Source organism: Vibrio sp. J1-1 (assembly GCF_021728395.1).
GTDB lineage: Bacteria > Pseudomonadota > Gammaproteobacteria > Enterobacterales > Vibrionaceae > Vibrio.
This window is the reverse complement of record NZ_JAKKCM010000012.1, coordinates 1-26,304: the sequence shown is the minus strand read 5'-3', so window position 1 is coordinate 26,304 and position 26,304 is coordinate 1. Positions and strand designations below refer to the sequence as shown.

Here is a 26,304-nt window from a genome sequence, read left to right as displayed (position 1 = left end):
AATGTTGGGCTCTGACGCCATCCTCTATATGACGACTTACAGCAGCACAACCGAAATGACTTTTAAATTGACACCTTAATGCTGGAGAGCACCATGCTTAAGCTAAGTAAGAACGACATTACCCTATCACAATCTGCGACAGATAAGTTTGAAGCAATCAAAAGCATTGCACAGAGCCTAACTGAAAAAGGTTTGGTTGAGCAAGGTTATGTAGAAGGCATGCTTAATCGCGAAAACCAAAACTCAACCTTTTTAGGCAATGGCATAGCGATTCCTCACGGAACGACCGACACTCGATCAATGGTTAAAACCACCGGTGTCGCAGTACATCACTTCCCCGAAGGCGTTGAATGGGGAGATGGTAATACGGTATTTGTTGCTATTGGTATTGCTGCCAAGTCAGACGAACACCTTGGAATCCTTAAACAACTTACAAAGGTTCTGGGTGCTGATGGTGTCGAAGAGCGTCTGCGTAACGCGAAAAGCGAAGATGACATTATCGCCCTACTTCATGGTGATGTTCAGCTAGAAGCTGACTTCGACGCGTCACTTATTCAGCTCAATTTCCCTGCTAGCGATATGGTTCAAATGAGTGCGGTCGCTGGTGGACTACTTAAAAATACAGGATGCGCGGACAAAGAGTTTGTTGCGGATCTTGTAACTAAAGCGCCAACCAATCTTGGTAATGGCCTATGGCTGGTAGGAAGTAACAAGCAAGTATCTCGCACAGGTGTTTCTTTTGTTTCAACGGCGAACGACTGTAACTATGAAGGGCAACCAGTACGAGCATTGGTAGCTTTTGCAGCTTGTAACAACGCTCACCAACCTATGCTAAATACGCTTTCTCAGCTTGTGTTCAACAAAGAACACGGAAAATTACTGGATGCATCTGCTGAACAAGTTCTTGCTTTGTTTAAAGGTGAAGAAATAGCACCTGCGTCTTCTGAAGACGGCAATACAGCGGTATTCAAGATTAAAAACTCACATGGTTTGCACGCTCGTCCAGGTGCAATGCTTGTTGCTGAAGCCAAAAAGTTTGAATCAACCATTCGTGTTGTCAACCTGGATGGTGACGGTAAATCAGTGAATGCGAAAAGCTTAATGAAAGTTATTGCACTAGGCGTGAAACATGGTCACCAACTTCAGTTCTCTGCTGAAGGTCCAGATGCCGCTCTAGCGCTAGAATCTATTGGCAACGCAATCGCATCTGGCCTTGGTGAAGGTTAAGGGGCGGTTATGACTAGCATAAAAACAAACAAAGTGGTCACGATCACGCTGAATCCGGCGCTCGACCTTACAGGCTCGGTTGAGGCATTAAAGGTGGGCTCAGTAAGCTTGGTGAAACAAAGTAACCTCCATGCTGCTGGTAAAGGTGTGAACGTGGCGAAAGTGCTGAGTGATTTAGGCGCAGACGTAACCGTAACCGGATTCTTGGGCAAAGATAATCCAGAGCTTTTCCATCAGCTATTTAAAGAGATTGATGTTAAAGACGAGTTTATTGAAGTTGAAGGCTCTACCCGAATCAACGTAAAACTCGTTGAATCAAACGGCGAAGTCAGCGACATCAACTTCCCGGGCGTTCAGGTTTCTTCTCAAGATATTTCTCGCTTCGAAGAGACGCTTTTCCGTCTGGCAGATACCCACGACTACTTTGTGCTTGCAGGTAGCCTGCCTGGTGGAGTGACACCAGAGCTCTGCGCCGCGTGGATTGAGAAGCTTTATCAGCTTGGTAAAAAAGTTCTGTTTGATAGCAGTAAAGCGGCTCTGAGTGCGGGTATTGATGCGCACCCTTGGCTTATCAAGCCTAACGATGAAGAACTGAGTGACTTTGTTGGAAAGCACCTCGAAACACCGGAACAATGCCAACAAGCGGCACAATCGCTGGCCGATAAAGGGATTGAAAACATCGTCGTTTCTATGGGAGCGAACGGTGTGATGTGGCTCAATCAAGAAGAATGGCTACGCGCACAACCACCTAGAATGAATGTGGTTAGTACCGTAGGCGCAGGCGACACACTTGTTGCTGGATTGTGTTGGGGCCACATGCAAGTCATGCCAAAAAACGAATTATTACGCTTCGCCACAGCGCTTTCTGCGTTAGCAGTGAGTCAGGTGGGCGTTGGACTTACCAGTCAGGAAGAACTGGAGAACATTAAGCTCCAAACTCAGGTGAGCGAGCTTAACCCTAATACAAACTTAGACAATAACTAAGGAACAGAAGGTTATCAGTATGAATATTGCTATTATTACAGCCTGTCCAAGTGGTGTTGCAAACAGCATCCTGGCAGCAGGACTACTCGATCAAGCCGTCACTAAACTGGGATGGAATGCAAAGATTGAATGTCAATCGAGCATCATCGAACCTAATTTACTTACAGACGCTGACATTAAACAGGCTGAAGCTATCATCATCGCCGCGAACACCCCGGTAGATACTTCTCGTTTCGTAGGCAAAAAAGTCTATCAAGCCGAGATAGGTGCAGTAGCCAAAGATGCCGAGGCATTTCTGCAATCTGCTGTAGAGAACGCAAGTATACTGGAGCAAGCAACAACTGTTTCAGCACCAGAAGAAAACACAGCGTCTTCTGTGAAGAAAATTGTTGCGATCACGGCTTGCCCAACAGGTGTTGCTCATACCTTTATGGCGGCAGAAGCGCTGGATGAAGAAGGCAAACGTCGTGGCCACCAAATCAAAGTGGAAACTCGTGGCTCTGTAGGCGCGAAGAACCAACTGACTGAACAAGAAATCGCAGAAGCGGATCTCGTTATCATCGCAGCAGACATCGAAGTGCCACTTGACCGCTTTAACGGTAAGAAAATGTACCGCACTAAAACTGGTCCAGCACTTAAGAAAACAGCGGAAGAGATGGATAAAGCCTTTGAACAGGCGACGGTGTACCAGCACTCAGGATCTTCAAGTGAGTCTGCAACCGAAGAGAAAAAAGGCGTGTACAAACACCTGATGACGGGTGTGTCTCACATGCTTCCAGTGGTCGTTGCGGGTGGCTTAATCATTGCCCTATCCTTCGTGTTCGGTATCGAAGCGTTTAAAGAAGAAGGTACTATGGCCGCTGCACTGATGAATATCGGTGGTGGTTCAGCGTTCGCGCTTATGATTCCGGTCCTTGCAGGTTTCATTGCCTTCTCAATTGCTGACCGCCCGGGTCTGGCTCCAGGTTTGGTTGGCGGTATGCTGGCCAGTTCTATCGGTTCAGGTTTCTTAGGTGGTATCGCAGCAGGCTTCATTGCAGGTTACTCGGCGAAGCTTCTGGCTGATAAAGTATCACTGCCACAGTCTATGGAAGCACTAAAACCGATTCTTATCATTCCTTTCGTTGCTACTCTGTTTACTGGTTTAGTGATGATCTACATCGTTGGTGGTCCGGTTGCAGGAATCATGAATGGTTTGACTGAATTCCTAAATAACATGGGCTCAGACCGCGCGGTTCTGCTAGGTATTATCCTTGGCGCGATGATGTGTTTCGACTTGGGTGGTCCGGTAAACAAAGCAGCTTATGCATTCGGTGTTGGTCTACTGGCGTCTCAAACTTACGCTCCGATGGCGGCAATTATGGCTGCTGGTATGGTTCCGGCGCTGGGTATGGGTCTGGCTACATTCCTTGCGAAAAACAAATTTGAAGAAAGTGAGCGCGAAGCTGGTAAAGCATCATTTGTTCTGGGTTTATGCTTCATCTCTGAAGGTGCAATCCCGTTCGCAGCGAAAGATCCAATGCGTGTAATCCCTGCTTGTATGGCTGGTGGTGCGTTGACAGGTGCACTTTCTATGCTGTTTGGTGCAAAACTCATGGCACCACACGGTGGTCTGTTCGTATTGCTGATTCCTAATGCAATCACTCCAGTATTAATGTACTTGGTTGCGATTGCTGCAGGTACTGCGCTAACAGGTTTCACTTACGCATTCCTTAAAAATAAAGCAGAAGCAAAGCAAGAAGTTACTGCTTAATATTCTTTTAACGCCCCCCTGGCATCTTAAGCCTCTCTCATATTCCGGTTGAGAGAGGCTTTTTTTATTCTGATTTTGATACAAAAAAAGCCCAGAGAAAATCTCTCAGGGCTAGGCAGGAGTCTGACTAAATATTAGTCAGGAGTCCTTATGCAGCGGTCGAGTTTATCCTAAAAAGAATCGCAAACATCACTGGCACTACGATCAGTGTCAGTACAGTAGCAAAACCAAGCCCTGCCATAATCGTTATCGCCATTGAGCCAAAGAAGGCATCAAAAACGAGGGGAATCATACCTAAAATGGTCGTTACAGCAGCCATGCTTACCGGTCGCACACGGCTGATCGCACTATCTACAATAGCAAGATAAGGATCTTTTCCTGATGCCAACTCAAGGTTAATTTGATCGAGTAACACAATACCGTTTTTCAGTATCATCCCGCTCAAACTTAATAACCCCAAGAAAGCGGTGAAGCTGAAAGGCATATTTGTCGCCAACAGGCCGAATGACACACCAATAATAGACAGCGGCACCGTAAACCAAATAACCAGCGGCTTTTTGACCGAGTTAAACAACAAAATGGTAATAATGAACATCAACAAATAACCCATCGGCAGTGAGCCGAACAAAGCATCTTGTGCATCTTTCGATGACTCATATTCCCCACCCCAAGTAATTTCGTAACCGTCAGGTAGATGCAATGCCATCACTTTTGGTTGAACGCGAGCAAACAAGCTTGCAGCGGTATCTTCACTCAATACATCGTGGTCAGCCAATACCGTCAGAGTGCGTTTACGGTCACGACGCTGAATAAGAGGTTCGCTCCAATCTAACTTCACACCATCGATAATTTGATCAACGGGGATGTAGGTTTGGAGTGACGGGCTCCAGATATTCACATTTTGTAGAGATTCAAAATCCACACGCTCTGCTTCCGGAAGTCGGGTCAGGATTGGTAGTGTGTGTGTTCCGTCTCGTAGGTACCCTAACGCACGACCACCAAATGCCATCTGTAACGTGCCAGAAAGATCTTCTTTCGAAATCCCCAGACGACGCGCTTTCGATTCGTTAAATACCGGAACGAGCTCTTTGGTGCGCTCACGCCAGTCATGACGAATGTTTCGTGCGCCGGGATCGGTATGTAAAATATCTTCTACTTTTACGGCCAAGTTTCGCAGTATCTGTGGATCTGGGCCAGTGATTCTCGCTTCGATTTTAGACGCAGGGGACGGACCAAATTCCATCAACTTAAACAGGAATGTCGGCTCGTTAAACTTCTTGGCTAAAGTGGCATCCAGCGTATCCAAAAGCTTGAACATACTCTCGCGATCCGTTGCCCTCACCTGAAACTGAGCATAAGCTTCATAGCTTCTCTCTGGCTGATAGGTCAGAACAAAACGCTGCATACCTTGACCAATTGATACCGACACAAAATCGATATCGTCTTGTTGTCGAATGAAGCTTTCAACTGCCTCTGCTTTTTTGGTTGTTTCGCGAATATCTGTGCCTTCCGGCATCCACATATCCACATAAAACATCGGCGTGTTTGATGGCGGGAAGAACTGCTGTTTAACATTGCCAAACGCCACAACTGCACCAACGAGTAATGCCACCATAGCTGCAACGGTTAACCACCGAAAACGTAAAGCTACCTTGAGTAACGCTCCGAATGCGACAAACAACCAACCTTTATAAGGGTCTTGGTCCTCATCACCTGACGCTTTATCTTCTTCTTTCAATAAAAGATTAGCTAAAAACGGGGTTAGCGTAATCGCCGTTATCCAGCTCAGGAACAAGGAAAAGCAAAGCACCCAAAACAGAGAACCCATGAACTCACCAGTCGCATCTTGCGAAAGCCCAATTGGTGCAAATGCCGTAATGGCAATCACAGTCGCCCCCAACAGCGGCCACTGAGTCTGTTTAACAATATCTACGGCGGACTGGACCTTTGAACGTCCCTTCTTTAGGCCAACGAGGATACCTTCAACAACAACAATCGCGTTATCAACCAGCATACCCAAAGCAATGATCAAAGCGCCGAGAGAAATCCGATGAAGCTCGATGTTGTAGTAGTTCATAAGGATAAAAGTACCAAACACGGTCAGTAGAAGTACGGCACCGATGATGACACCACTACGTAACCCCATGGTAAACAACAGAACAATAATTACGATAGCAACCGCTTCAGCCAAACTAATGACGAATGCTTTAACGGACTGATCCACCTCTTTTGCCTGATTGTAGAAGTAGCTCATATCTATGCCAGCAGGCTTAATGGACTCTAGGTTGCTTAGCTCAGCATCAATACGCTCACCAACTTCGACCACGTTGACACCGGACGCAAAAGAAATTGCGATGTTGATCGCTTTTTTGCCGTTAAACAAGATCACGTTGCTTGGCTTTTCTTGAATGCCACGAGAAATAGTCGCGACATCCTTTAAGCGGATCAGGTTCCCAGTATCTCGGCCGTGAATGATCAGATTTCCCAACTCTTCTACGGTATTTAGCGCACCGCTAGGACGGATAATAAGACTTTCGCCATTTACCATTACTTCACCTGCTGACACCACACTGTTTTGTTGGTTTAGCAAGTTCGCGACCACGTTCATGTCAATGTTTAAAGATGCCAGGCGATCTAAAGAGATCTCGACAAACAACATCTCCTGTTGGTCGCCACTAATATCGACTTTGCCTACCCCTTCTATCAACTCTAATTCACGTGTTAGGTGGTCAGCATAGCGTTTAAGCTCGATATAGTTATAGTCGTCACCCGTTAACATCAACATCACACCGTACACGTCACCGAAATCATCAATGATCTGAAGAGATTGCACACCCTGCGGCAAATTTGGTTGCAGATCATTAATCTTGCGGCGCATTTCATCCCAGATTTGCGGCAGCTCGTCTGGACCATAGTCCATCTTCATACTAACCATGATCTGTGACATGCCATCCGACGACGTAGAGGTAATGAAATCGATATATGGGAGTTTACGAATCTCTTTTTCCAGCGGATAAGTAAGTTCTTCTTCCACTTCCTTAGACGTTGCACCTGGATAAGTAGAGATGACCATCGCTTCTTTTATAGTGAACGCCGGATCTTCCAATCGGCCAAGCTCAAGGAATGAAGTGATACCACCAATGGCAAGAATAACAATGAACAGCCAACTGATGACTTTATTTTTTATGGAATACTCAGCAATGTTCATTATTGTCCCTTCTCCACCACTTCCACATGTTTGCCTTCACGTAATTTACGTAAGTTTGAGTTAACCAGTACATCGCCTCGACTGACGCCAGATGAGACAATCGCGCCTTGACCGTTTACTTGTGAAACAGCCACAGGCACCTTAGTGACGTTCTCATCCTTCATTTTCCACACAAAAAACTCATTACTTTGACTGCCAGCTTGCAGCGCAGTAACAGGAACGTTGTAGCCATCAATCGATGTGATGCCCGCTTCGACCATATCAACCATCACGCTAACGCTTGTACCTGGTAAGATTTCTTTTTCAGGCTGAGGCATCGTCAGGTACATTTCATAAGTCTGAGTATCCGCGTTCGGCTCACTCGTATACTCTAAGTAATCCAACAAATAAGATTCCGAAACGCCGGAGAATGTCGCTCTTGGTTTGTAGTTCACATTTTCAGTATTCGGGTTCACGAGCGCTAGAACGTTGTCAGAGAGTTCTATACGCACATAAACCATGTTGTTTTGATAGAGGTTAAGTACCGTTTCACCTGCGCTAACTCGTTCAAAACGTTCTTTATAAACGTCAGAAACCTTGCCGGAAAACGGCGCAAAAAGACGCGTGTAGTTCAACTGGTTGGTCGCACTATAAAAGTTTGCTTCAGCCAATTCTTTATTCGCGGTCAGCTCGTCCAGTTCCGCTTTTGAAATCATTTGTCGCTCATACAGATCTGTACCACGCTTCAATTGGCGAATAGCCAGCGTGTATTGAGCTTCTGCATCGTTTATGGTTTGCTTCTCTTTACTATCATCAAGCTTGGCGAGCATTTGGCCTTGTTTAACCACATCACCCGCTTTTACGAGAACATGTTGAATTTCGCCCGCGAGTCGGAATGCGATGGGAGTCTGCTCAGCAGGAACCACAATCCCTTTAAAAGCTCTGAACTGACTTTTCACTGGCGCACCCACTGATACGGTTGAAACATACAGTGAATGTTCAGAAGTCCTTTGGGTATCGCCTTGACAACCAGTGAGTACCGCAAGCGCAATAGCAGAAACTGTAAATAACGCGCGTTTCATTAAATACCTCCTTCTCGAACCCAAGCTTTAACTACCTGGCCTTCAACTAAGTGTTCAACACCTGCTACAACAACGTAATCATCGCTTTTGAGTCCAGACTCAACGCTACCACTATCACTAAGTGACAATGTCACTTTTCTTACTTGTTGCGTTTCACCATCCATTACCCAAACTTCCCCATGATCAGTATCCTTACTCACCCATGCTGACTGAGGCAATAACACTGAGTCGGAGACATTCTGTTTCGCGATATGCACTTGACCTGTCATACCTGTGAGTAAGTTGCGCTCAGAAGGGCGAGTGATGGTCACAATCGCTTCATAGCTATTAGTATCGGAATTAGGTTGAGTTGAAATTTCTTTGAATTTCCCCGGGATTCGTCTGTCCGGTTCACTATCCATCGTCACCCACATGTGTGCTTCCTTTAAAGAAGCAAGCGATACAGACTCTGCGTAAGTCACCGGTAATGTAAAAGAGACGTCTAAGGTGCTGTTATCAATCAAGTTCAGAATTTCTTGTTTCGCACCCACAACCTGAAACGGTTTCACATAGGTATAAGAAACAACGCCATCAAACGGTGCATGGATCTTTGTGTAGCTTAAATCTGTTTTTGCCTGTTCAAAGTTCGCTAAAGCCGCTTTATATTGCGTTTCTTTTTGGTCGTACTCGTCGGTGCTGATTAGCTTTTTCCTGTATAGGCTTTTAGCGCGTCGCCACTGCGTTTGTACAAGTGAGAATTGTGCTTGAGCGGAATTCAGCGCTAATTGAAGGTCTTTCGGGTCCAACGTTGCTAACACGTCGCCTTTTTTGACATCGTGACCCATTCTGACAAGCAACTGGTCAACTTCTCCACCGACCTGAAACGACAACTGTGCTCGATGTGTTGCATCAATTTGCGCTAGAAAAGCATCGGAATCAGCCACAGACAAATCCTTAACCGCAAGCAACTTAACGGGTTTAATTAAAGGTTCTGACGGCTCTGATATGGCTTGGTTACATCCGGTCAGCAGTCCAGAAAGACTTATTGTCATTGCTGCGCCAACCAAAATGCGTTTTAGATGTTGTTTACGCACCAGTTATCTCCATACTTTATTATACTACACAGTCGTGCAGTATAATCCCATCTAGATATAGATCAACATATTTTCCATTTGTGCAGTAAATAAATTAGTCAATCAGGCAAGTTTCTGGTAAAAGTAACGCGTTGATTATTATTCGGGAAATGTCGAACTATGAATGAGAGAAAGCAAGGCAGAAGAAGTGCTGAAGCAGCGGAACACACTAAATGTGTCATTCTCAAGGTTGCTGCAGATATGTTTTGCGAACTTGGTTACTCGCGAGTATCGCTTAGAAATATCAGTGAAAAAGCGGGGGTCTCACATAGCTTGATCCGACACCATTTCGGCAGTAAAGAAAAAATCTGGCAAGCGGTTAGTGATGCCATGGATGAGTACTTGCAAGACTATATGGCCGAACTGCTCAACCAGATGCCAGAAGACGTGCCTTCTAACAAAAAGATTTATCTCTTTACGGTACGTATGTTGGCGTTTACGTTAATCAACCCACACCCTATACAAATGATTGCTGATGCTATCCGTCAAGATGACAACGCGCTGTTTGATTATTTCTTGCGGTCAAAAGAAGAATTCGGCGCCATTTTCTCTGGCATTTTTGAAGAGTACAACCGCGAGTATCCTAACGCGCAGGTAGATCATTGGGAGTCAAAGTGGCAAATGCTCCTGTTTGCTCATGGCGCCGTCACACTAGCACCAATGATGCAGCAAACATGGCCAGATATTGCAGATGATCGCGAAAAGATGCTGCTAAGACACTGGGAACTGTTCAACACAATCATCGCAAGTCAGTTCAGCATTGAGAAAGAAGACATGCTTCACCCTGCTAGAGTGGAAGATATCGTTATCGACATGTGCTGCAACATTGATGAAGCGGTGAGCTAAATAAGTAGCTAACGGATCAGAATAAGGCGAACCCCCGACAGGCGATTAATCTCAAACGTTAGTTAATAGTTAAAATTAAAAATGCCGGGCTGTAAATAGCCCGGCATTTTTTCATCTGTTCTGCTTAGCCACGGTAGTAGCGTTGAGGTACAAATGGCATTTTTTCTACGGTCATAGGTAGCATTTTGCCACGAACTTCAGCGAACAACTCCGTGCCAATTGCAGCGAGATCTGCACGCACATAACCCATTGAAACTGGCTTACCTGCATTAGGACCCGCAGTGCCACTGGTCACTACACCGATTTGATTTCCGTCAGCATCAAAAAGTTCAGCACCTTCTCGAACTGGTGCTTTAGTTTGACCGACTAGGCCAACACGTTTACGCGCAACATCTTTGGTCTCAATTTGGTTAAGAATAATATCAGCACCAGGGAAACCACCTTCACGCTCGCCACCTGTACGGCGAACTTTTTGAATACCCCATAGCAAGCTCGCTTCAACCGGTGTTGTGGTTGTATCTAGATCGTGACCGTAAAGACAAAGACCACACTCCAAACGTAATGAGTCACGCGCGCCAAGACCAATCCACTCAACTTCTGCTTCCGCTGTAAGTTTACGAGCTAATTCTTCTGCGTGAGAATTTGGTACAGAGATTTCATAGCCATCTTCACCCGTGTAACCACTGCGGCTCACGATGCATTCAACGCCAAGGATTTCGAGTTTCTTCACATCCATAAACAGCATTTCTGCTACTTCAGCATTAAAGCGCTTAAGTACATCAGCCGCTTTTGGTCCTTGAAGCGCTAACAGTGCGCGATCTTCGATGATTTCGAGTTCAACATCAGCTGGAAGGTGAGCTTTAAGATGAGCGATATCTTGTTCTTTACAAGCAGCATTAACCACAACGAACAGGTGGTCACCCTGATTTGCGACCATTAAGTCATCCATGATCCCGCCCTGCTCGTTGGTGAAGAAAGCATAGCGTTGGTTACCTTGTGGGAGGTCAATAATATCTACAGGAACCAATGTCTCTAGGAACGCTGCTGCACCGTCACCAATTAAACGAAGTTGACCCATGTGAGAAACATCAAACAGACCCGCTGCATCACGTGTATGTAAGTGTTCCTTTTTAACGCCAAGTGGGTATTGAACCGGCATATCATAACCCGCAAACGGGACCATTTTTGCGCCAACTTCAATATGAAGAGCATGCAGTGGTGTTTTCAGAAGTTCTTGAGTCATTTTCGTCTCCATTTAGATAGACCCGAGAATGCTATCAGCATTCGCTTTCTATGTTTCCAATAATAAACACGCTTGATTCCATTTTGCACGAACAAGACGACTGTTGGCATTCAAAAGTGTGACTTTTAACATTTTAATCACAATAAAACGCTAAAAAAAGGCGCTCAATTGAGTGATAGATCATCAACTGAGCGCCATTTTAACGAATTTAAACCCAATGGCAAACGTTTGCCTTCACTATAGGAAATTTACAATTTTTTATCACTACTTAGCTGTGACCCAAAGAATCTGTGCATCTTCCTCACTAACACTGGTCAACATGTGTCCCATGTTTGCATCATAGTAAACACTATCACCCTCACATAGAACCACGGGTTCATAGAACTCAGAATAGAACTTCACTTCACCAGATAAGATAAGTAAGAACTCTTCTCCGTCATGACGAACCCAGTCTTTGTATTCATCAAAATGTCTGGCGCGGATCTGGCTCTTGAAAGGCATCATTTTCTTATTGGAAAGTTGTGTAGCAAGTAGTTCGTGCTCGTAGGTTTGAGTCGGATGAGGTTTTCCTTCGTTCTTTCGAGTAACATCCCTACGTCCTGTTGCAACTTTTTTTCTCGGTGGTTCAAAGAGTTGCGGCATATCAATTTGTAAACCAAGCGCTAACTTTTGCATCGCCTGAAATGTAGGTGAAATCTGCTCGTTCTCAATTTTGCTTAGTGTAGAACGAGCAAGACCTGTTCTCTGACTAGCCTCTTCAAGTGTAATACCTAACTTCGAGCGAATATCTTTAATACGCTGTCCCAGCTTTAAAGGCTCGATGTTCTCATCATGATTGTCTTTCGCAAGCGTCATCGATGGGTATTCATCATAAATACTTCCTGCCATAATTCCCTCTGTAATTGTTCTTATCTCTCTCCCTATAAGCATTGTGCATGAACCGTATAATGGATAAAAGTGCACCAGGTTAATTAAAGTGTGCTCTCGTTAACAAAAACCGCATACGTGTTTCCTATAGGAAATTTTTTGTTGATTGTTCCTGCCTCAAGCGTTATGTTACAGCCTTGTTAGATGTAGAGATGCACTTTTCCGTAACGATTGGGCGTGAGAGATTCAAAAGTACAGCGCAATCTGATGGAGTTTTTGCCCACTTTTAGGGCTGGATGTTCGCTCTGTTCTGCTATGCAGTTCAGCTGTTTTGAGGACAAATGAACCTAACCGCAAACCAATAATTCAATCTATGCAGGTTCATTTTCAGATTTGGAAGGTCAACTACCATGAACAAGAGTTACCCTAACCACAGCTTGGAAAACTTTTTCTCTACCAACCTCTCTGCGACAGATGATGCAGTCTTTGCTGGAATTCAGGCGGAATTCGCTCGCCAAAACGAACAAATCGAACTTATCGCTTCTGAGAACATTGTTTCTAAAGCGGTAATGCAAGCTCAAGGCACTTGCCTAACAAACAAATATGCGGAAGGTTACCCAGGTCGTCGTTACTACGGTGGTTGTGAACACGTTGATACGGTTGAGGCAATCGCTATCGAACGTGCAAAAAAACTTTTTAGTTGTGAATACGCAAACGTTCAACCTCACTCAGGTGCTCAGGCAAACGGCGCAGTTAAACTGGCTCTTCTTCAGCCGGGCGACACCATTTTAGGCATGTCATTAGATGCTGGCGGCCACCTTACACACGGCGCACGCCCTGCTCTTTCTGGTAAATGGTTCAATGCAGTTCAGTACGGCGTTGACCGCGAAACACTAGAAATCAATTACGAAGATGTTCGTGCTCTTGCACTTGAGCACAAACCAAAAATGATCATCGCTGGTGGTAGTGCTATTCCACGTACTATCGATTTTGCTAAGTTCCGTGAAATTGCAGACGAAGTAGATGCAATTCTAATGGTTGATATGGCACACATTGCTGGTCTGATTGCGACTGGCGCGCACCCTAGCCCACTACCACACGCACATGTTGTGACAACAACAACGCACAAAACACTGCGTGGACCACGCGGCGGCATGATCTTAACCAACCACGAAGACATCATTAAGAAAATCAACTCAGCGGTATTCCCTGGCTTACAGGGCGGCCCGCTCATGCATGTTATTGCTGCAAAAGCCGTCGCATTTGGTGAGGCGCTTGGCCCTGAGTTCAAAACTTATATCAATTCAGTGATCAATAACGCAAAAGTACTAGCCGAAGTATTGCAGACTCGCGGTTGCGACATTGTGACTGGCGGAACTGATACTCACCTGATGCTGGTTGACCTTCGCCCTAAGGGTTTGAAAGGTAACAAAGCAGAAGAGGCGCTTGAGCGTGCGGGGATCACATGTAACAAAAATGGCATCCCATTCGATTCAGAGAAGCCTATGATTACATCGGGTATACGTTTGGGTACACCCGCTGGCACAAGCCGCGGCTTTGGCGCACAAGAATTCAAGCTCATCGGTAATTGGATTGGCGATGTATTGGATGGGCTAGTAGAAAGCCCTGAAGGTAACGCAGAAGTAGAGCAGCGCATTCGCAAAGAAGTGAAAGCTCTGTGTGGCCGATTCCCTCTTTACCAGTAAACAATTTAAACGCAGTTATTTTTTGGAGATTAAGCAATGGACAACACATTGAAGTTTGCAGATAGCCACGAGTGGGTACGTGATAATGGCGATGGCACAGTAACTATCGGTATTTCTGAGCACGCGCAGGAAATGTTGGGCGACGTAGTATTCGTTGACCTACCAGACGTGGAAGACGAAGTTGAAGCTGGCGATAGCTTCTCTCTTGTTGAATCTGTAAAAGCAGCTTCAGATATCTACGCGCCTATCAGCGGTGAAGTTGTAGAAATCAACGAAGAGCTTGAAGATAGCCCAGAGCTAATCAACGAAGAACCATACGAAGGCGGCTGGATTGTTAAAGTTAAGATGTCTGACCCATCAGAACTAGACAACCTAAAAGACGCAGAAGAATACCTAAACTCAATTGAAGAAGAGTAATTAGGAAGATTTGCAAAGCTGCCCCCGCCTGGAAGGCAGCTTTTTTTCAATGTTCGGACCTTATTAGTAACGACCCGATACGTTACCCGAACGATGGAGTAGGTAAAGGACAATGACTGAATTACTTCAAAGCCTCAGCACACAAAATGAGTTCGTTGCTCGCCACAACGGACCAAACAAATCTGACCAACAAAAAATGTTGGATGCGATCAATGTCGCTAACCTTGACGCACTTATCGAAGAAACGGTTCCAGCGCAAATTCGCCTAGAAAAGCCACTAACACTTGCAGAAGCGAAAAGCGAAGCAGACATGCTAGTTGCAATGCGCCAGTTCGCTGACCAAAACCAAATTAAACGCACCTTCATCGGTCAAGGTTACTACAACACCTTCACGCCAAACGTGATTCTGCGTAACGTGTTAGAAAACCCAGGCTGGTACACAGCGTACACCCCTTACCAGCCAGAGATCTCTCAAGGTCGTCTTGAAGCACTTCTAAACTACCAGCAAATGGTTATGGACCTGACTGGTATGGAAATCGCGAATGCTTCTCTACTTGACGAAGCAACTGCAGCAGCAGAAGCGATGACGCTATGTAAGCGTGCTGGTAAGAGCAAAAGTAACGTATTCTTTGTGGCTGATGACGTTCATCCACAAACACTAGAAGTTGTTAAAACTCGTGCAAAATACATTGGCTTTGAAGTATTAGTCGGTTCACTTGAATCACTACCAGAACAAGACGTATTTGGTGCGCTCGTTCAATACCCAGGTACCACTGGTGAAGTTCGTGACCTAACGGACATCATCGCTAAAGCACAAGCAAACAAAACGCTAGTAACCGTTGCCACTGACCTACTTGCTTCAGCTCTGCTTAAGCCAGCAGGCGAAATGGGCGCAGATGTTGTTATCGGTTCTGCTCAGCGTTTCGGCGTACCAATGGGTTACGGCGGTCCACACGCAGCATTCATGGCAACTCGTGACAAACACAAGCGTACAATGCCAGGTCGTGTAATCGGTGTTTCTATCGATGTAAACGGTAACCAAGCACTACGCATGGCGATGCAAACGCGTGAACAGCACATCCGCCGTGAAAAAGCGACCTCAAACATCTGTACAGCGCAAGCACTATTAGCGAACATGGCGTCTTTCTACGCAGTATTCCACGGAGCAGAAGGCCTTCGTACTATAGCGCGTCGCACTCACCACATGACTGCTATTCTCGCAGCGGGCCTGACAAAGTCTGGCTACGAGCTTGCACACAATAGCTTCTTCGATACCATCACTATCAACACAGGTGGAAAAACTGAAGAGCTATACGCGAAAGCACAGGCTGCAGACATCAACCTGCGCAAGCTAGACGGCAAACTAGGTATCAGCTGCGACGAAACAACAACAACTGACGACATCAACGCTTTATTTGCAGTATTCGACGTACAACAAGACGTTAACGCGCTATCGTCAGAAATCGCAAGCAATGAGTTTGCTGCCATTCCTGAAGCACTACGCCGTACTTCTAAGTTCCTGACTCACCCAGTATTCAATACGCACCACAGCGAAACGCAAATGATGCGTTACCTGAAACAGCTAGAGAACAAAGACTTCTCACTGACTCACGGTATGATCCCGCTGGGCAGCTGTACAATGAAACTGAACGCAGCAGCAGAAATGATTCCAGTAACCTGGCCTGAGTTTGGTTCTATCCACCCGTTCGCACCTCTAGAGCAAGCGGCAGGTTACACTGCGCTGGCGAAAGACCTGAAAGAGAAGCTATGTGAAATCACAGGTTATGACGATTTCTCTCTGCAACCAAACTCTGGTGCATCTGGTGAGTACGCTGGTCTTATTGCGATTCAACGTTACCACGATAGTCGTGGCGAAGGTCACCGTAACGTATGTTTGATCCCAAGCTCTGCGCACGGTACTAACCCTGCGACAGCATCAATGGTGTCAATGAAAGTGGTTGTGGTTAAGTGTGATGAAGATGGCAACATCGACATGACTGACCTAGCAGCGAAAATCGAGAAACACAAAGACAACCTATCAAGCATCATGATCACTTACCCTTCTACGCACGGCGTATATGAAGAACATGTGAAAGAAGTATGTGAAATGGTTCATGCTGCAGGCGGTCAGGTTTACCTAGATGGCGCGAACATGAACGCACAGGTTGCCCTTACCTCTCCAGGCTTCATCGGTTCTGACGTTTCTCACCTGAACTTACACAAAACCTTCTGTATCCCACACGGTGGTGGCGGTCCAGGTATGGGTCCTATCGGTGTGAAGTCTCACTTAGCACCTTTCCTACCAGGTCACATAGAAAACGGTGTTGAAGGTAAAGAGTTAGCCGTTTCCGCGGCAGACATGGGTAGCGCATCTATCCTGCCTATTTCTTGGGCGTACATCGCGATGATGGGTGAAGCTGGCCTGCAAGATGCAACTAAAGTTGCGATTTTGAACGCCAACTATGTGATGGAGCGTCTGCGTCCACACTACCCGATTCTTTACCGTGGCAAAAACGGCCGTGTAGCACACGAATGTATCGTTGATATTCGTCCGCTTAAAGAAGAAACCGGCATCAGCGAAGAAGACATCGCGAAGCGTCTAATGGACTACGGTTTCCACGCGCCAACGATGTCATTCCCAGTAGCTGGCACACTAATGGTAGAGCCAACTGAATCAGAAGATTTGGAAGAGCTAGACCGCTTCTGTGAAGCGATGATTGCAATCCGAGAAGAGATGGCGAAAGTGAAAAACGGTGAGTGGCCACTAGAGAACAACCCTCTGGTAAATGCACCGCACACTCAAGTGGACCTTGCAGCAGCAGAATGGGATCGCCCATACTCTCGTGAGCTAGGCTGTTTCCCATCGAAAGCAACTAAGTCTTGGAAATACTGGCCAACGGTAAACCGCGTTGATAACGTTTACGGCGACCGTAACCTAATCTGCTCGTGCCCAAGCATCGAGAACTACCAAGACTAATTTCGTGTTTGATCACAGATAACCAAGTTGGAAACCGATAACTAAGTTGGAAACTAACTTGAATAACAAAAGGCGAACCGTTTGGTTCGCCTTTTTAATTACATTCAACATTTATCAATTCGAGAAGGGAGCGAGATAGGGTTGCTTCTATTCATATCATAGGGCTCAGATTTGCAATTCAAAGGCGATGCACTCTGCAAGAGCCTGATATTTAATAGATATCAGATATTAAACCTTTAGTTAGCCTCTAATTCTCAATAGGTATAAAGCCATATCTTCCATGCTCTGGATTTTTGGTGAAATGTAAATGATGAACATTGCGACTAACTTCCAAAGGTACGTCCTCATTTTCAATAACTATTACTTGGCAATCGTCTTCAATTTCTAACAGAGAAGAATAAAATTCGGTCGCCATGTCGTTAGATATACCCTCTCCAATCGGGACATCTGGCTTTTTATAGGTAACCAGTGGCGAATCCATAACACAGAACCCTAAACCTAATTTTTGTATAAGCAATGACAACGTGAAAGAAGCATGAGTTATAGACCGATAACCTTTACCCGCCAGCTTCCTTGCTTCCCCGTTGATAACAAAATCGTTTTCATTTTCACTAAACACTACTCTATGCTCTGAATTGTTATCTAAATACCCCCAGCGAATCAGCAATCGCTCCATTGTTTTTGCTACTGATTCTAGGTTCTCAATAGTTAACTTCTCAAACTGTCTGGCTGTTTTTGAAAGAGTAACCAGTTCCAGCAGCTCATCGCGTTGCTTACACAATGAGCTCACAAAAGAACGTGATACTAATTCTTCATTAATCTCCCGAAGCTTCTCCTGCAACTCATCAATTTCTTCTAAGTGATCTTGAAACGACTGATTGAAATGCCGTGCAATAAGATCATTCAAATTGGTAAGTTCAATTTGAAGCGCACGGATCTCAGAACTATGTTCTTCAATCTCAGATTGGAATTGTGCTTTAGCTAAACCAACTTCATGAAGCATAGCACCTATCTTCTTCTTCTCTGCATGGGCACTAATACAAATATCTTTGTTCGTCGGCTCTTTTGGAACAAAGCTAGCTTCACATACAGGACAGTTTTGGCGTTCTATGCTCATCAATGCCGCTCCCATTTCTAGCGTTGAGCCAAGCCTGCTTAAATCAGATATATATTGCTTCTCTATGATCGACACATTTTTGCTTAGGAACTCTTGCTCTTTTACGCTAGTCCTTAAAGAATCCATTCGTTCCAATACCGTGTGTCTCAGGTCTTCATAATGAGACATTCGCTCGGTTACATTATCTGCAATTTCTCTTGATTCATCGATAGCTAACTCTAATTTTGTCTGCTGGTCTTTTAACTCTTCAATGGTTCTTTCGGTATCTGAGCTAAGCTCATGCTTGGCGATCAGCTCTTCTAGCATCTCTAGCCTGCCAGATTTGTTTGCTATCACTTTGTCTGAAGGAGTTTCTTGTAAAGCTGAATCATCTACCCCAGTAACCAAGAATTTAATTACATTAATTTCTTTCGTTTTATCAATATGTTGACCTGAGAGGAATGGTGACTCTACCTTTGGAATCTTTAGCTCTCCAATCAAAGAAAGCGGTCTCATCGATGAAAGACTTAACTCCGACTTTTTTGCTTTTTGATTTACTCGAATCCATTTGTTTTCTAATCCGCATTTAGACAAAATAAAGTGTGAAAGAGTGTTTGTTTTATTTGCCGTATGCTTCCTTTTGAGTTTGACATGTTCTTTAGTAGTCGTTTCCCAGTCATCAACCGAGCACTCACCTAACAAAAAATCACCACCGTGAAGGTCGGATTTCAGGGTATAAACGTTACCTACGTAATCTTCCAGTTCAAGGAATACATGCTCATAACCGTTAGATTCAGATATTTTTCTCTCCAGCTTTGACTTACCTAACATGTAGTCCAAGCATTCAAAAACAAATGTCTTACCCGTATTTGAAGGGCCTGTAATAATATTGACGCCCTTTTTGAAGTTGACTATCGCGTTAGGTTTATCACCCCCAGATAATCTAAGTTCAGTAATGTAAATACCAGCCATATCTAAACAAATACTCCTGCCTGGAAAACGATCTCTGCATCGCCATCTATGTTCGCTTCACAAATCAAATTACTTAACTCCGAACTACTATACTTTCCGAATTCCCTGACAGCCCACGAAGCCCTTTCATCCACATACTTCACATAAGACTCCGCTAAGGAATCAAGAAATGGAACTCCTTCTTCAGAAATTCGGTAGTAAAAGCCTTTCTCTAGAAACACTGGTATTGCCAATCCGTAGTTACAAAGAAGGTTAATACCTCTTTTCATTTGTTCTCGTCGTACCAAAACTTCTGTGGTTCTGTAAGGTATGGGGGCGTGTATACTTTTTAGATATTCATTGAAGTCCCCAGAGTGAACTATGATGTAATCTAGGTAAGACAACTTTTCCAAGTCGCATTCGTGTGGGTATACATGGCTCAAAATAACCAATGCACGCAGCCCAAACTCTAGTTGATTGTTGTAGGCTAAAGAAAAAGTCATTTCACTAGTCATACTCAATCCATATAAATTCATTTTCGTCGGAAGGATCGTTTGCCAAGTGGTGACAAACTCCCGCTCTATCATCCCCATCACTGCATAGAGTTAGAGGATTTGAAGTAATAGCTAACTTTCGAGCTTCTTGCTCGACCTCTTTAACCTTTTGAAATCCATGCTCATGTTCATCTTCAACCACATTGATTACTCCCGAAGCTATCTCGCTTTGGTATGATTCATATACACCTGCTGGAAGCTTATCTCTGGAGAAGTGCTTTAGTTGCTCAGTTTTATAAAAGCATTTCCTAGCTCTTTTAAAGTGGTTCAGATACTTTTTCTTAGATGCTATACAGTCGAGAGTCGTCAAAGAGTTACCATCAGCATCGCTATACGCTGCAAATAATTTGGTCACATAAACCAATTCTTGGTTTGTTACTTCCTCAGGCATATCATCGCTGTAAGTTCGTTCAGGTAACCCTCCCCCAAATCTGCTTATGTGATAACGTGTATTAGAGTGCTCTTCAATTAGAGTCAAAGGCTTTACCTTGAGGAATATAGAAAAATCGAACTGGTCTATATAGTCCAAAAACGCCCCAGTTAATTCGATCCCATCAGGCATTTTTTTAGTAATCTTAAACTTGCAGTATTTGTCCCAGTTATCTTTGAGTTCTTGTCGAAGTATATCTGGTTTACGCAACAGGTCAGCAAGCGACGTACCTACTCCATAGGGAGCAATAAAGTAGTAATGCCTTGGAACAGGAAAGTCACCCAAATAGGTGTAGTAACACACTTTACCAAACTCAGTCCAAACGTCGCTTGGCCTAAGTGCATGATCGTAATGTTTGCACTGAAAATTGTCCCACACATACGAGTCAGGGTTCGTCGTCGGGCAAGTAACATAACCGATGACATCTCGACCTTTATCTCCAGCCCCACCTAACCGTTCAACTTCGATATAATCTAGCTCTTTAAAGGTCAACCACTCTTCTACAAACTCTTCCCACTCTTCAGGTGAAAACAATTTGATCCGATGGATCGGAAGCACTGATGCCCCAGTCAATACTTGAACTAAGTTAACATTCGACATAAATGAAGATACCAAGCAACTTTAATAACTCTTTAGAACAAGGGTAAATAATTGATGTATATAGTATCAGATACAATACAAACTAGTAGCATTAACACTAGGTGCAGTGTAGTTTATCTCATAATTTATCGCTGACTACATGACTGAATGATTCCACGAAAGACATGCAGTGACATTTAGTCTCTACTAACCACTTCCACTGTTTTATTAAGTTCGAACTGACAAGTGGCGAGAGTAGTGGCTCTTTACTATTGAAAGTTAGCTAAGAATTCTCAATGTTCTCATTCAGTGGTAGCAGTCTGGTGGAACTACGACTTCGGAGCGCAAAATCATCTCCCCCTCTGCATTTCACTTCAAGCAATCGAATGCAAGCGACTTTCAAATAATTCAAACACCCCTCGATATGGGCTATTCATAATATTTAAGATTACTTTATTTAATGCTTGGTAACCTTTTTAACTTCCTCACGAATTCAAATTACAAGTAGTATTAAATTTTCATTGAAAATCAGACAAATAGAATCATAACCCATTTCATTGGTACATAAATTCGTGGCAAAATGTGTGGATATTCAACACTTATTCGTGGGAATAAGTGTTGAGGTACTACACTTATTCACGGGAAAAAGTGTGGTAATGAGAACAAACAAGAAAAGTAACCATTAAAAAATATTATCCGAGTACAGCTCTCGGAAATGAACGATATTCGACCTCTATTAACATAAAAGTATAGTTCTCTAATCATTGTAATAATGAAAAACCAGCAAAGCGCACGCCACCAGCCTTATATCGATAACAATCAACACTCCTAACAAGGCCACCAAAATAATCACCCGCACGCATATACATACAGTTCATTACTAAATAAAAAGTAACTTTTTTCACTGTTTTTGTTTGTTTGCTCACAATACAACCAATTAAATCATAACTTATTGTTTTATTTGTAAAATACAAAATAGTCATTAATTAGAATTATAATAATAAAGAAATTCAATTTATTTATTATCAATAATAATTCGATGATATAAATATTTGATATTAACTTGAAACCTTAGAATGAGCCCTCACCCCGAAACAATTCTACCGATTAATTTAAGTTAAAATATCTCATTTAAAATCAACAACTAACACACAAATCACACTAGACAAGATTTTCAACACCTGCTATCAATATATTAGATTGATTATGAGATAGCCACCATGAAGATATTAAGTCCATCAAAACAGAACGAGGTGAAAATAGTAAAACAGCCTGTAATAACTCAGAGAGAAATAAATAAAATCATTAAGTACCAAAAACTCGTGCATCAGGAGGGTTATCGACCTTTCATCACAGTACGAAATTCGAACAGCGTCGGACTATCACATATCATTTTTAGCCACAAAACAGGGCGGAGTCACCATCTGTTGAGCAACGGAGAGCTGGATGCATTCATCAATTTTGAGCATGACCAATCTGTGTTGGACATCTACGAGCAATACCCGTTACCACTTAATGAAACCATTGAGTGTGCAGCCTTAATCAACAAATACCATCCAGCAAAATACAAAGAGCGTGATCACGAAACGAAGCTGATTCCTGCGGTAACAATGACAACTGACTTTGTACTATTGAAACGTGATATCAGATCAGGCCAAAACGTCTTACAGCCCATGTACTACAAGCCTTCATCTGAATTTTGTAGGAAGAATACCTCCGCTCAGAAAGTCATCCGCACAATGAGTAAATTTCAAATCGAACAGGCATATTGGGAAAATAACGGATACTCATTAATTCAGTGTGATGAAAACACCTTCAACTCAAATAAAACTTACAACCTGAAATGGCTCAGAGAGTGCTATCAACATTTATCATCTTTGGATGTGCCAGAAGATCTCTATACGTCTCTGCTGCTAACCCTAAATGAGAATGTACGCAGCATGCCTACCGAGACATTAAAATCTCAGCTCCAGTTTGTTGCAACCACGCTCAACATGGAATTGGTGCAAGTGATGTATTTGTTCCAGAAGGCTTGCTATACAAATGCATTACCTATTGACTTAAATGTAAAGATTGAGCTTTATCGCCCATTAAACCTAATAGTGGGTAGCTATGCTGATTAATCAGAAACTCATATCAAAAGCAGATGGCATCGAATATCTGATTGTAGACCTTTGTGACGGGCGCGAACTCATCGCTGTTACTCAAATCAATGATAAGCCCCCATTGCGTCCAACTCTTCTCAATATGCAGGAAGTGCTGAAAAACATTCAGAATAATCTCTGGGAACTTACAGACAGCAAGTTTACCTCCACGCTGTTTATGAGCGACGAGGAGATGCTCAAAAAGATAGTTCTCGACAAAAATGGCTAGACCGACGAGACGAAGCTTATAAAGTGATTGCACCATTAGTCGAAGACGATGAAAAGCGGTACGACTACTTGTTCGAAGATGCTTCTGGCGTTCTCCGTGAACTAATTGAGAAATCTGGGCGTAGTCGAAAGTACGTCAGTCAAACACTTAATCGATACTGGTACTTCGGTTCACACAAAAACGCCCTGCTGCCGTTATGGCGTAACTGCGGAAGCAACTCTACACTTCCTGAAAAACCTGTTTTTGATGATGAAGGCCAATGTTCAGTAAACAAGTCTGGCCCTAAGACTCGCTATGGCAGTGAATATCGGGGAGCGACACAAGAAGACATTAAAAACATCGACAAATTTGCTAAAAAAATTCCCAAGGGCGGCAAAGTTCGACTCAGTTATTTGTATGAAGAGTTTTGTCGAGAATACTTATATCCAACCGTCAAACCCACTATTGATGATGCCGAAGCTTTGGTCATTCGGTTGCCTAAGAAGCACCTTATCTCACCCGAATCCTTTAAATATCATTTAAAGAAAGTCGTCTGCCCACTTGAATTCATTCGACGAGCTGTTGGTGATATCAGCTATCAAAAAGACAAAAAAGGCAAACCTGGTTTGGCTCGACAAGGGCTACGTGGGCCAACCAGTCGGTACGAAATTGATGCAACGATTGTTGATCAGTATATTCGTTACCCTTACGACAATACGCTGCAACTAGCTACAGGTCGTCCTGTCATTTATTTAGTGATAGATACGTGGAGTGGAATGATTGTTGGAACCCACGCTGCATTTCACGGCCCAGATTGGACTGGCGCATCACAAGCCCTATTCAATGCCTTTACTAATAAAGTCGATTTTTGCAAAAAGTATAGATTAGTCGCGCTTTGATTCGATTAGTTTATGTTCACGCAAAAAACCATCTTTACATTGGTCTATTCGGTTCACTAATTCCATACCAAAACTATCGGATATAGAATGGTGCGCAAAAATCCTGATAAAGCACTTGATTGACTGATATCTTGACAACTTCTTGTTTGAGTCCTTAAACGCTGTCACAGAGTACTTTCCATCAAGCTGTTTCTCTAGCAATTTAATCTCCGTCTTCGAGATATCTTTGAAAGCATTGTCGGTCATAACATCTATGGTGAATTTTGAACCATCAATATCTTGGCTTGTAATCATTTCATCGATTGTTAACGTTAACTGCTTGACTGTATCCTTATTGATAGCATCTGTGATATTTAGGTTATCGGGATATAATTTTGATTCGTAGACTTTGTCCCATGGCTTACGATGGACTATGTCATTATTTACTTCCTCGGCAGCATCGTTCCCTTCAATCGCGACAGCTAGCTGTTCGTTTAAGAAATGGTCATCCGAATTGTTTTCATAGAAATCTTGAATCTGCTCTAAATAAGATTTTTTTTCGGCATCTGAAGGTAAAGTAAACTCAAACAAATCAACATCAGCGTTAGCTTGCTTTGCTAAGCTACACACTTTGCTCAACATGGAAGAAAAAGAGCGATTGGTCTTGTGGTAGTAGACTTGGCCAAATAAATTCGCTCTAGCGTTGATAAATTCAACAATAGAGTCCAAACCACTTTCTTTATAAGCTAGGTGAATAGCCCCATCACATTGGACAGGAACCATAGACATGAAGAGTCTGTTATGGTCATAGATTCCACATTTCACACCCGAAAAATAGCTATCCCTGAGAAGGTAGTCCATTCTATCTGCGTCAATGGGACACGAAGAAATTATTGAAGTTAAAAGAGGTAGTATACTCAAGGTTTCAGTTTCGGTATCTATATCCAAACAAACCTTGTCACTCGTGAAATCTTTCTCAATGATGGCAAGCACATTATCGATGTTGACTAATTTCTTATATTCATCTTTCAAACTATCGAAAATAACTTTGATAAATAAGAGTGAAATATGCTCATGCTCTACGTTGTCTCCATCTTTGATGAGAGCCGATATCTCAGGATAGTCCTGTCCAAAAAACTCCTGAAAGTCTTCTTTGGAAAACATAAATGAATCAAACTGGTGAGACATTGGGCCATGACCGATGTCGTGCAACAACGCTGCTAGTCGTAATTCTTGAATAACATGAACAGGTAGTTCAGTTAGGCCAGTATATATGAGGTCGTCTTTATACTTCTTTTCATAGCGGTGTGCATTCACCCCCATGTTGGTAAGAATCTCATACGACAGATGCATTACACCTAGTGAATGTTCAAAGCGACTATGCATCGCAGATGGAAACACTTTATATAGAAATGTGTTTTGTTTTATGTTCCTAAGCCGTTGAAACAAAGGATGATCAATAAACGCTAACTCGATTTCTGTAAGCCGAATAATTCCATGTATGGGGTCAAGTATTTTACCTGTAAGGTTTTGTTCAAAACGCATAGCACACCTATTTATCAAACATTGCAACACGAAACATATCATTGGGGTGCATATGTGAGAATTCAATAGCCACTCCCTTTACATTGCTCAATCTGATGAAAAAAACAGCAATCATAATCATTGTTTTCTCATATTGAGCAAAAATATCTAACACAAAAGTTGTGAGACTAATTAAATCCGTAATCGAAAATACGTCAGCTAAACTTTTCGATTACTAAAGAACACTGATTCTTGATCAAGTGCTCTTGCGTTATAGCCAGTGTATTCTTCTCAATGAAGGTTAAATGCTCTCGTATTGATGCGCTGACATCTCTATTCTTGAGCCTATCAAGCTGCTCTAATTGTTTCAAAAATTCATCGAGCTTATTGATACTTCGAAATAACTCCAGATTGTTAATTTGCACTTAAATCTGATCCACCATTTGCATTGAAAAGTGATCCACTTAAGTAAGTCTATTTTAGACTAAAATTTCACGTTGGCTTCTACTTGGTTTTCTCCTTAGATTTCTTTTTTGACT

Annotated in this window: 20 protein-coding genes; 10 read left to right on the top strand and 10 right to left on the bottom strand. The window is 43.3% G+C overall.

All coding sequences use genetic code 11. The annotated features are described in order from the left end of the window. The first annotated feature begins 93 nt into the window (after window positions 1–93). The 3 genes from fruB to fruA are packed head-to-tail and all read left to right on the top strand — an operon-like array spanning window position 94 to window position 3,964. The gene (gene fruB, locus L3V31_RS17425) at window positions 94–1,227 is read left to right on the top strand and encodes a fused PTS fructose transporter subunit IIA/HPr protein (RefSeq protein ID WP_237317827.1); all 1,134 of its coding nucleotides are present in this window, start codon (window positions 94–96) and stop codon (window positions 1,225–1,227) included. A gap of 9 nt (window positions 1,228–1,236) precedes the next feature. Next, window positions 1,237–2,211, top strand: coding sequence for a 1-phosphofructokinase (pfkB, locus tag L3V31_RS17420; protein ID WP_237317825.1), 975 nt, complete (start codon window positions 1,237–1,239; stop codon window positions 2,209–2,211). Between the two features lie 19 nt (window positions 2,212–2,230). Next, window positions 2,231–3,964, top strand: a complete 1,734-nt coding sequence (fruA, locus tag L3V31_RS17415; protein WP_237317822.1) for a PTS fructose transporter subunit IIBC — start codon at window positions 2,231–2,233, stop codon at window positions 3,962–3,964. A gap of 148 nt (window positions 3,965–4,112) precedes the next feature. Here the strand turns inward: fruA and L3V31_RS17410 are convergent, their stop codons facing one another. Genes L3V31_RS17410 through L3V31_RS17400 form a run of 3 tightly spaced genes read right to left on the bottom strand, consistent with a single transcriptional unit; the run spans window position 4,113 to window position 9,306 of the window. Beyond that, window positions 4,113–7,172 carry an efflux RND transporter permease subunit gene (locus tag L3V31_RS17410; RefSeq protein ID WP_237317820.1) on the bottom strand — a complete coding sequence of 1,020 codons (3,060 nt, stop codon included), beginning with the start codon at window positions 7,170–7,172 and terminating at the stop codon, window positions 4,113–4,115. Then, window positions 7,172–8,233, bottom strand: a complete 1,062-nt coding sequence (locus tag L3V31_RS17405; RefSeq protein WP_237317818.1) for an efflux RND transporter periplasmic adaptor subunit — start codon at window positions 8,231–8,233, stop codon at window positions 7,172–7,174. The genes L3V31_RS17410 and L3V31_RS17405 overlap by 1 nt, the downstream gene beginning before the upstream one ends. After that, a complete protein-coding gene (locus L3V31_RS17400) occupies window positions 8,233–9,306 on the bottom strand; it encodes an efflux RND transporter periplasmic adaptor subunit (RefSeq protein ID WP_346014863.1) in 1,074 nt (357 codons plus the stop codon). The genes L3V31_RS17405 and L3V31_RS17400 overlap by 1 nt, the downstream gene beginning before the upstream one ends. Window positions 9,307–9,465: 159 nt before the next feature. Here L3V31_RS17400 and L3V31_RS17395 point away from each other — a divergent pair, with 159 nt between their 5' ends. Then, window positions 9,466–10,191, top strand: a complete 726-nt coding sequence (locus L3V31_RS17395) for a TetR/AcrR family transcriptional regulator (RefSeq protein ID WP_237317816.1) — start codon at window positions 9,466–9,468, stop codon at window positions 10,189–10,191. A 124-nt stretch (window positions 10,192–10,315) separates the two neighbouring features. Here the strand turns inward: L3V31_RS17395 and gcvT are convergent, their stop codons facing one another. Beyond that, window positions 10,316–11,434: a glycine cleavage system aminomethyltransferase GcvT gene (gene gcvT / locus L3V31_RS17390; RefSeq protein ID WP_237317814.1), complete on the bottom strand. Its 1,119-nt coding sequence runs from the start codon at window positions 11,432–11,434 to the stop codon at window positions 10,316–10,318. Window positions 11,435–11,698: 264 nt separating this feature from the next. Continuing rightward, on the bottom strand, window positions 11,699–12,322 hold the full coding sequence (locus L3V31_RS17385; RefSeq protein WP_237317812.1) for an XRE family transcriptional regulator: 624 nt from the start codon (window positions 12,320–12,322) through the stop codon (window positions 11,699–11,701). A 389-nt stretch (window positions 12,323–12,711) separates the two neighbouring features. On the opposite strand from L3V31_RS17385, the gene L3V31_RS17380 reads away from it, so the two are divergent. The 3 genes from L3V31_RS17380 to gcvP all read left to right on the top strand — a co-directional run bounded on the left by L3V31_RS17380 (window position 12,712) and on the right by gcvP (window position 17,401). Next, window positions 12,712–14,007, top strand: coding sequence for a serine hydroxymethyltransferase (locus L3V31_RS17380; protein WP_237317810.1), 1,296 nt, complete (start codon window positions 12,712–12,714; stop codon window positions 14,005–14,007). A gap of 36 nt (window positions 14,008–14,043) precedes the next feature. Continuing rightward, on the top strand, window positions 14,044–14,424 hold the full coding sequence (gene gcvH / locus L3V31_RS17375) for a glycine cleavage system protein GcvH (protein WP_237317808.1): 381 nt from the start codon (window positions 14,044–14,046) through the stop codon (window positions 14,422–14,424). A gap of 112 nt (window positions 14,425–14,536) precedes the next feature. Continuing rightward, on the top strand, window positions 14,537–17,401 hold the full coding sequence (gene gcvP, locus L3V31_RS17370; RefSeq protein ID WP_237317806.1) for an aminomethyl-transferring glycine dehydrogenase: 2,865 nt from the start codon (window positions 14,537–14,539) through the stop codon (window positions 17,399–17,401). 247 nt (window positions 17,402–17,648) lie between these two features. On the opposite strand, the gene L3V31_RS17365 is transcribed toward gcvP, so the two are convergent. The 4 genes from L3V31_RS17365 to L3V31_RS17350 all read right to left on the bottom strand — a co-directional run bounded on the left by L3V31_RS17365 (window position 17,649) and on the right by L3V31_RS17350 (window position 21,937). Beyond that, entirely contained in the window at window positions 17,649–19,469 is a 1,821-nt protein-coding gene (locus tag L3V31_RS17365; RefSeq protein ID WP_237317804.1) for a hypothetical protein, read from the bottom strand. Window positions 19,470–19,471: 2 nt separating this feature from the next. After that, on the bottom strand, window positions 19,472–19,963 hold the full coding sequence (locus L3V31_RS17360; protein WP_186174821.1) for an ABC-three component system middle component 2: 492 nt from the start codon (window positions 19,961–19,963) through the stop codon (window positions 19,472–19,474). Continuing rightward, window positions 19,956–21,032 (bottom strand): ABC-three component system protein, encoded by a 1,077-nt coding sequence (locus L3V31_RS17355; RefSeq protein ID WP_237317802.1) that lies wholly within the window; start codon window positions 21,030–21,032, stop codon window positions 19,956–19,958. The genes L3V31_RS17360 and L3V31_RS17355 overlap by 8 nt, the downstream gene beginning before the upstream one ends. A gap of 740 nt (window positions 21,033–21,772) precedes the next feature. Continuing rightward, window positions 21,773–21,937, bottom strand: a complete 165-nt coding sequence (locus tag L3V31_RS17350; protein WP_237317800.1) for a hypothetical protein — start codon at window positions 21,935–21,937, stop codon at window positions 21,773–21,775. A 501-nt stretch (window positions 21,938–22,438) separates the two neighbouring features. On the opposite strand from L3V31_RS17350, the gene L3V31_RS17345 reads away from it, so the two are divergent. The 3 genes from L3V31_RS17345 to L3V31_RS17335 are packed head-to-tail and all read left to right on the top strand — an operon-like array spanning window position 22,439 to window position 24,262. Then, window positions 22,439–23,134 (top strand): TnsA endonuclease N-terminal domain-containing protein, encoded by a 696-nt coding sequence (locus L3V31_RS17345; RefSeq protein ID WP_237317798.1) that lies wholly within the window; start codon window positions 22,439–22,441, stop codon window positions 23,132–23,134. Next, entirely contained in the window at window positions 23,124–23,384 is a 261-nt protein-coding gene (locus tag L3V31_RS17340) for a hypothetical protein (protein ID WP_237317796.1), read from the top strand. Before L3V31_RS17345 ends, L3V31_RS17340 begins: the two co-directional genes overlap by 11 nt. A gap of 23 nt (window positions 23,385–23,407) precedes the next feature. Next, window positions 23,408–24,262, top strand: coding sequence for a hypothetical protein (locus L3V31_RS17335; RefSeq protein ID WP_237317794.1), 855 nt, complete (start codon window positions 23,408–23,410; stop codon window positions 24,260–24,262). Here the strand turns inward: L3V31_RS17335 and L3V31_RS17330 are convergent. Then, window positions 24,248–25,786 (bottom strand): HD domain-containing protein, encoded by a 1,539-nt coding sequence (locus L3V31_RS17330; RefSeq protein ID WP_237317792.1) that lies wholly within the window; start codon window positions 25,784–25,786, stop codon window positions 24,248–24,250. The genes L3V31_RS17335 and L3V31_RS17330 overlap by 15 nt on opposite strands. Window positions 25,787–26,304: the final 518 nt, after the last annotated feature.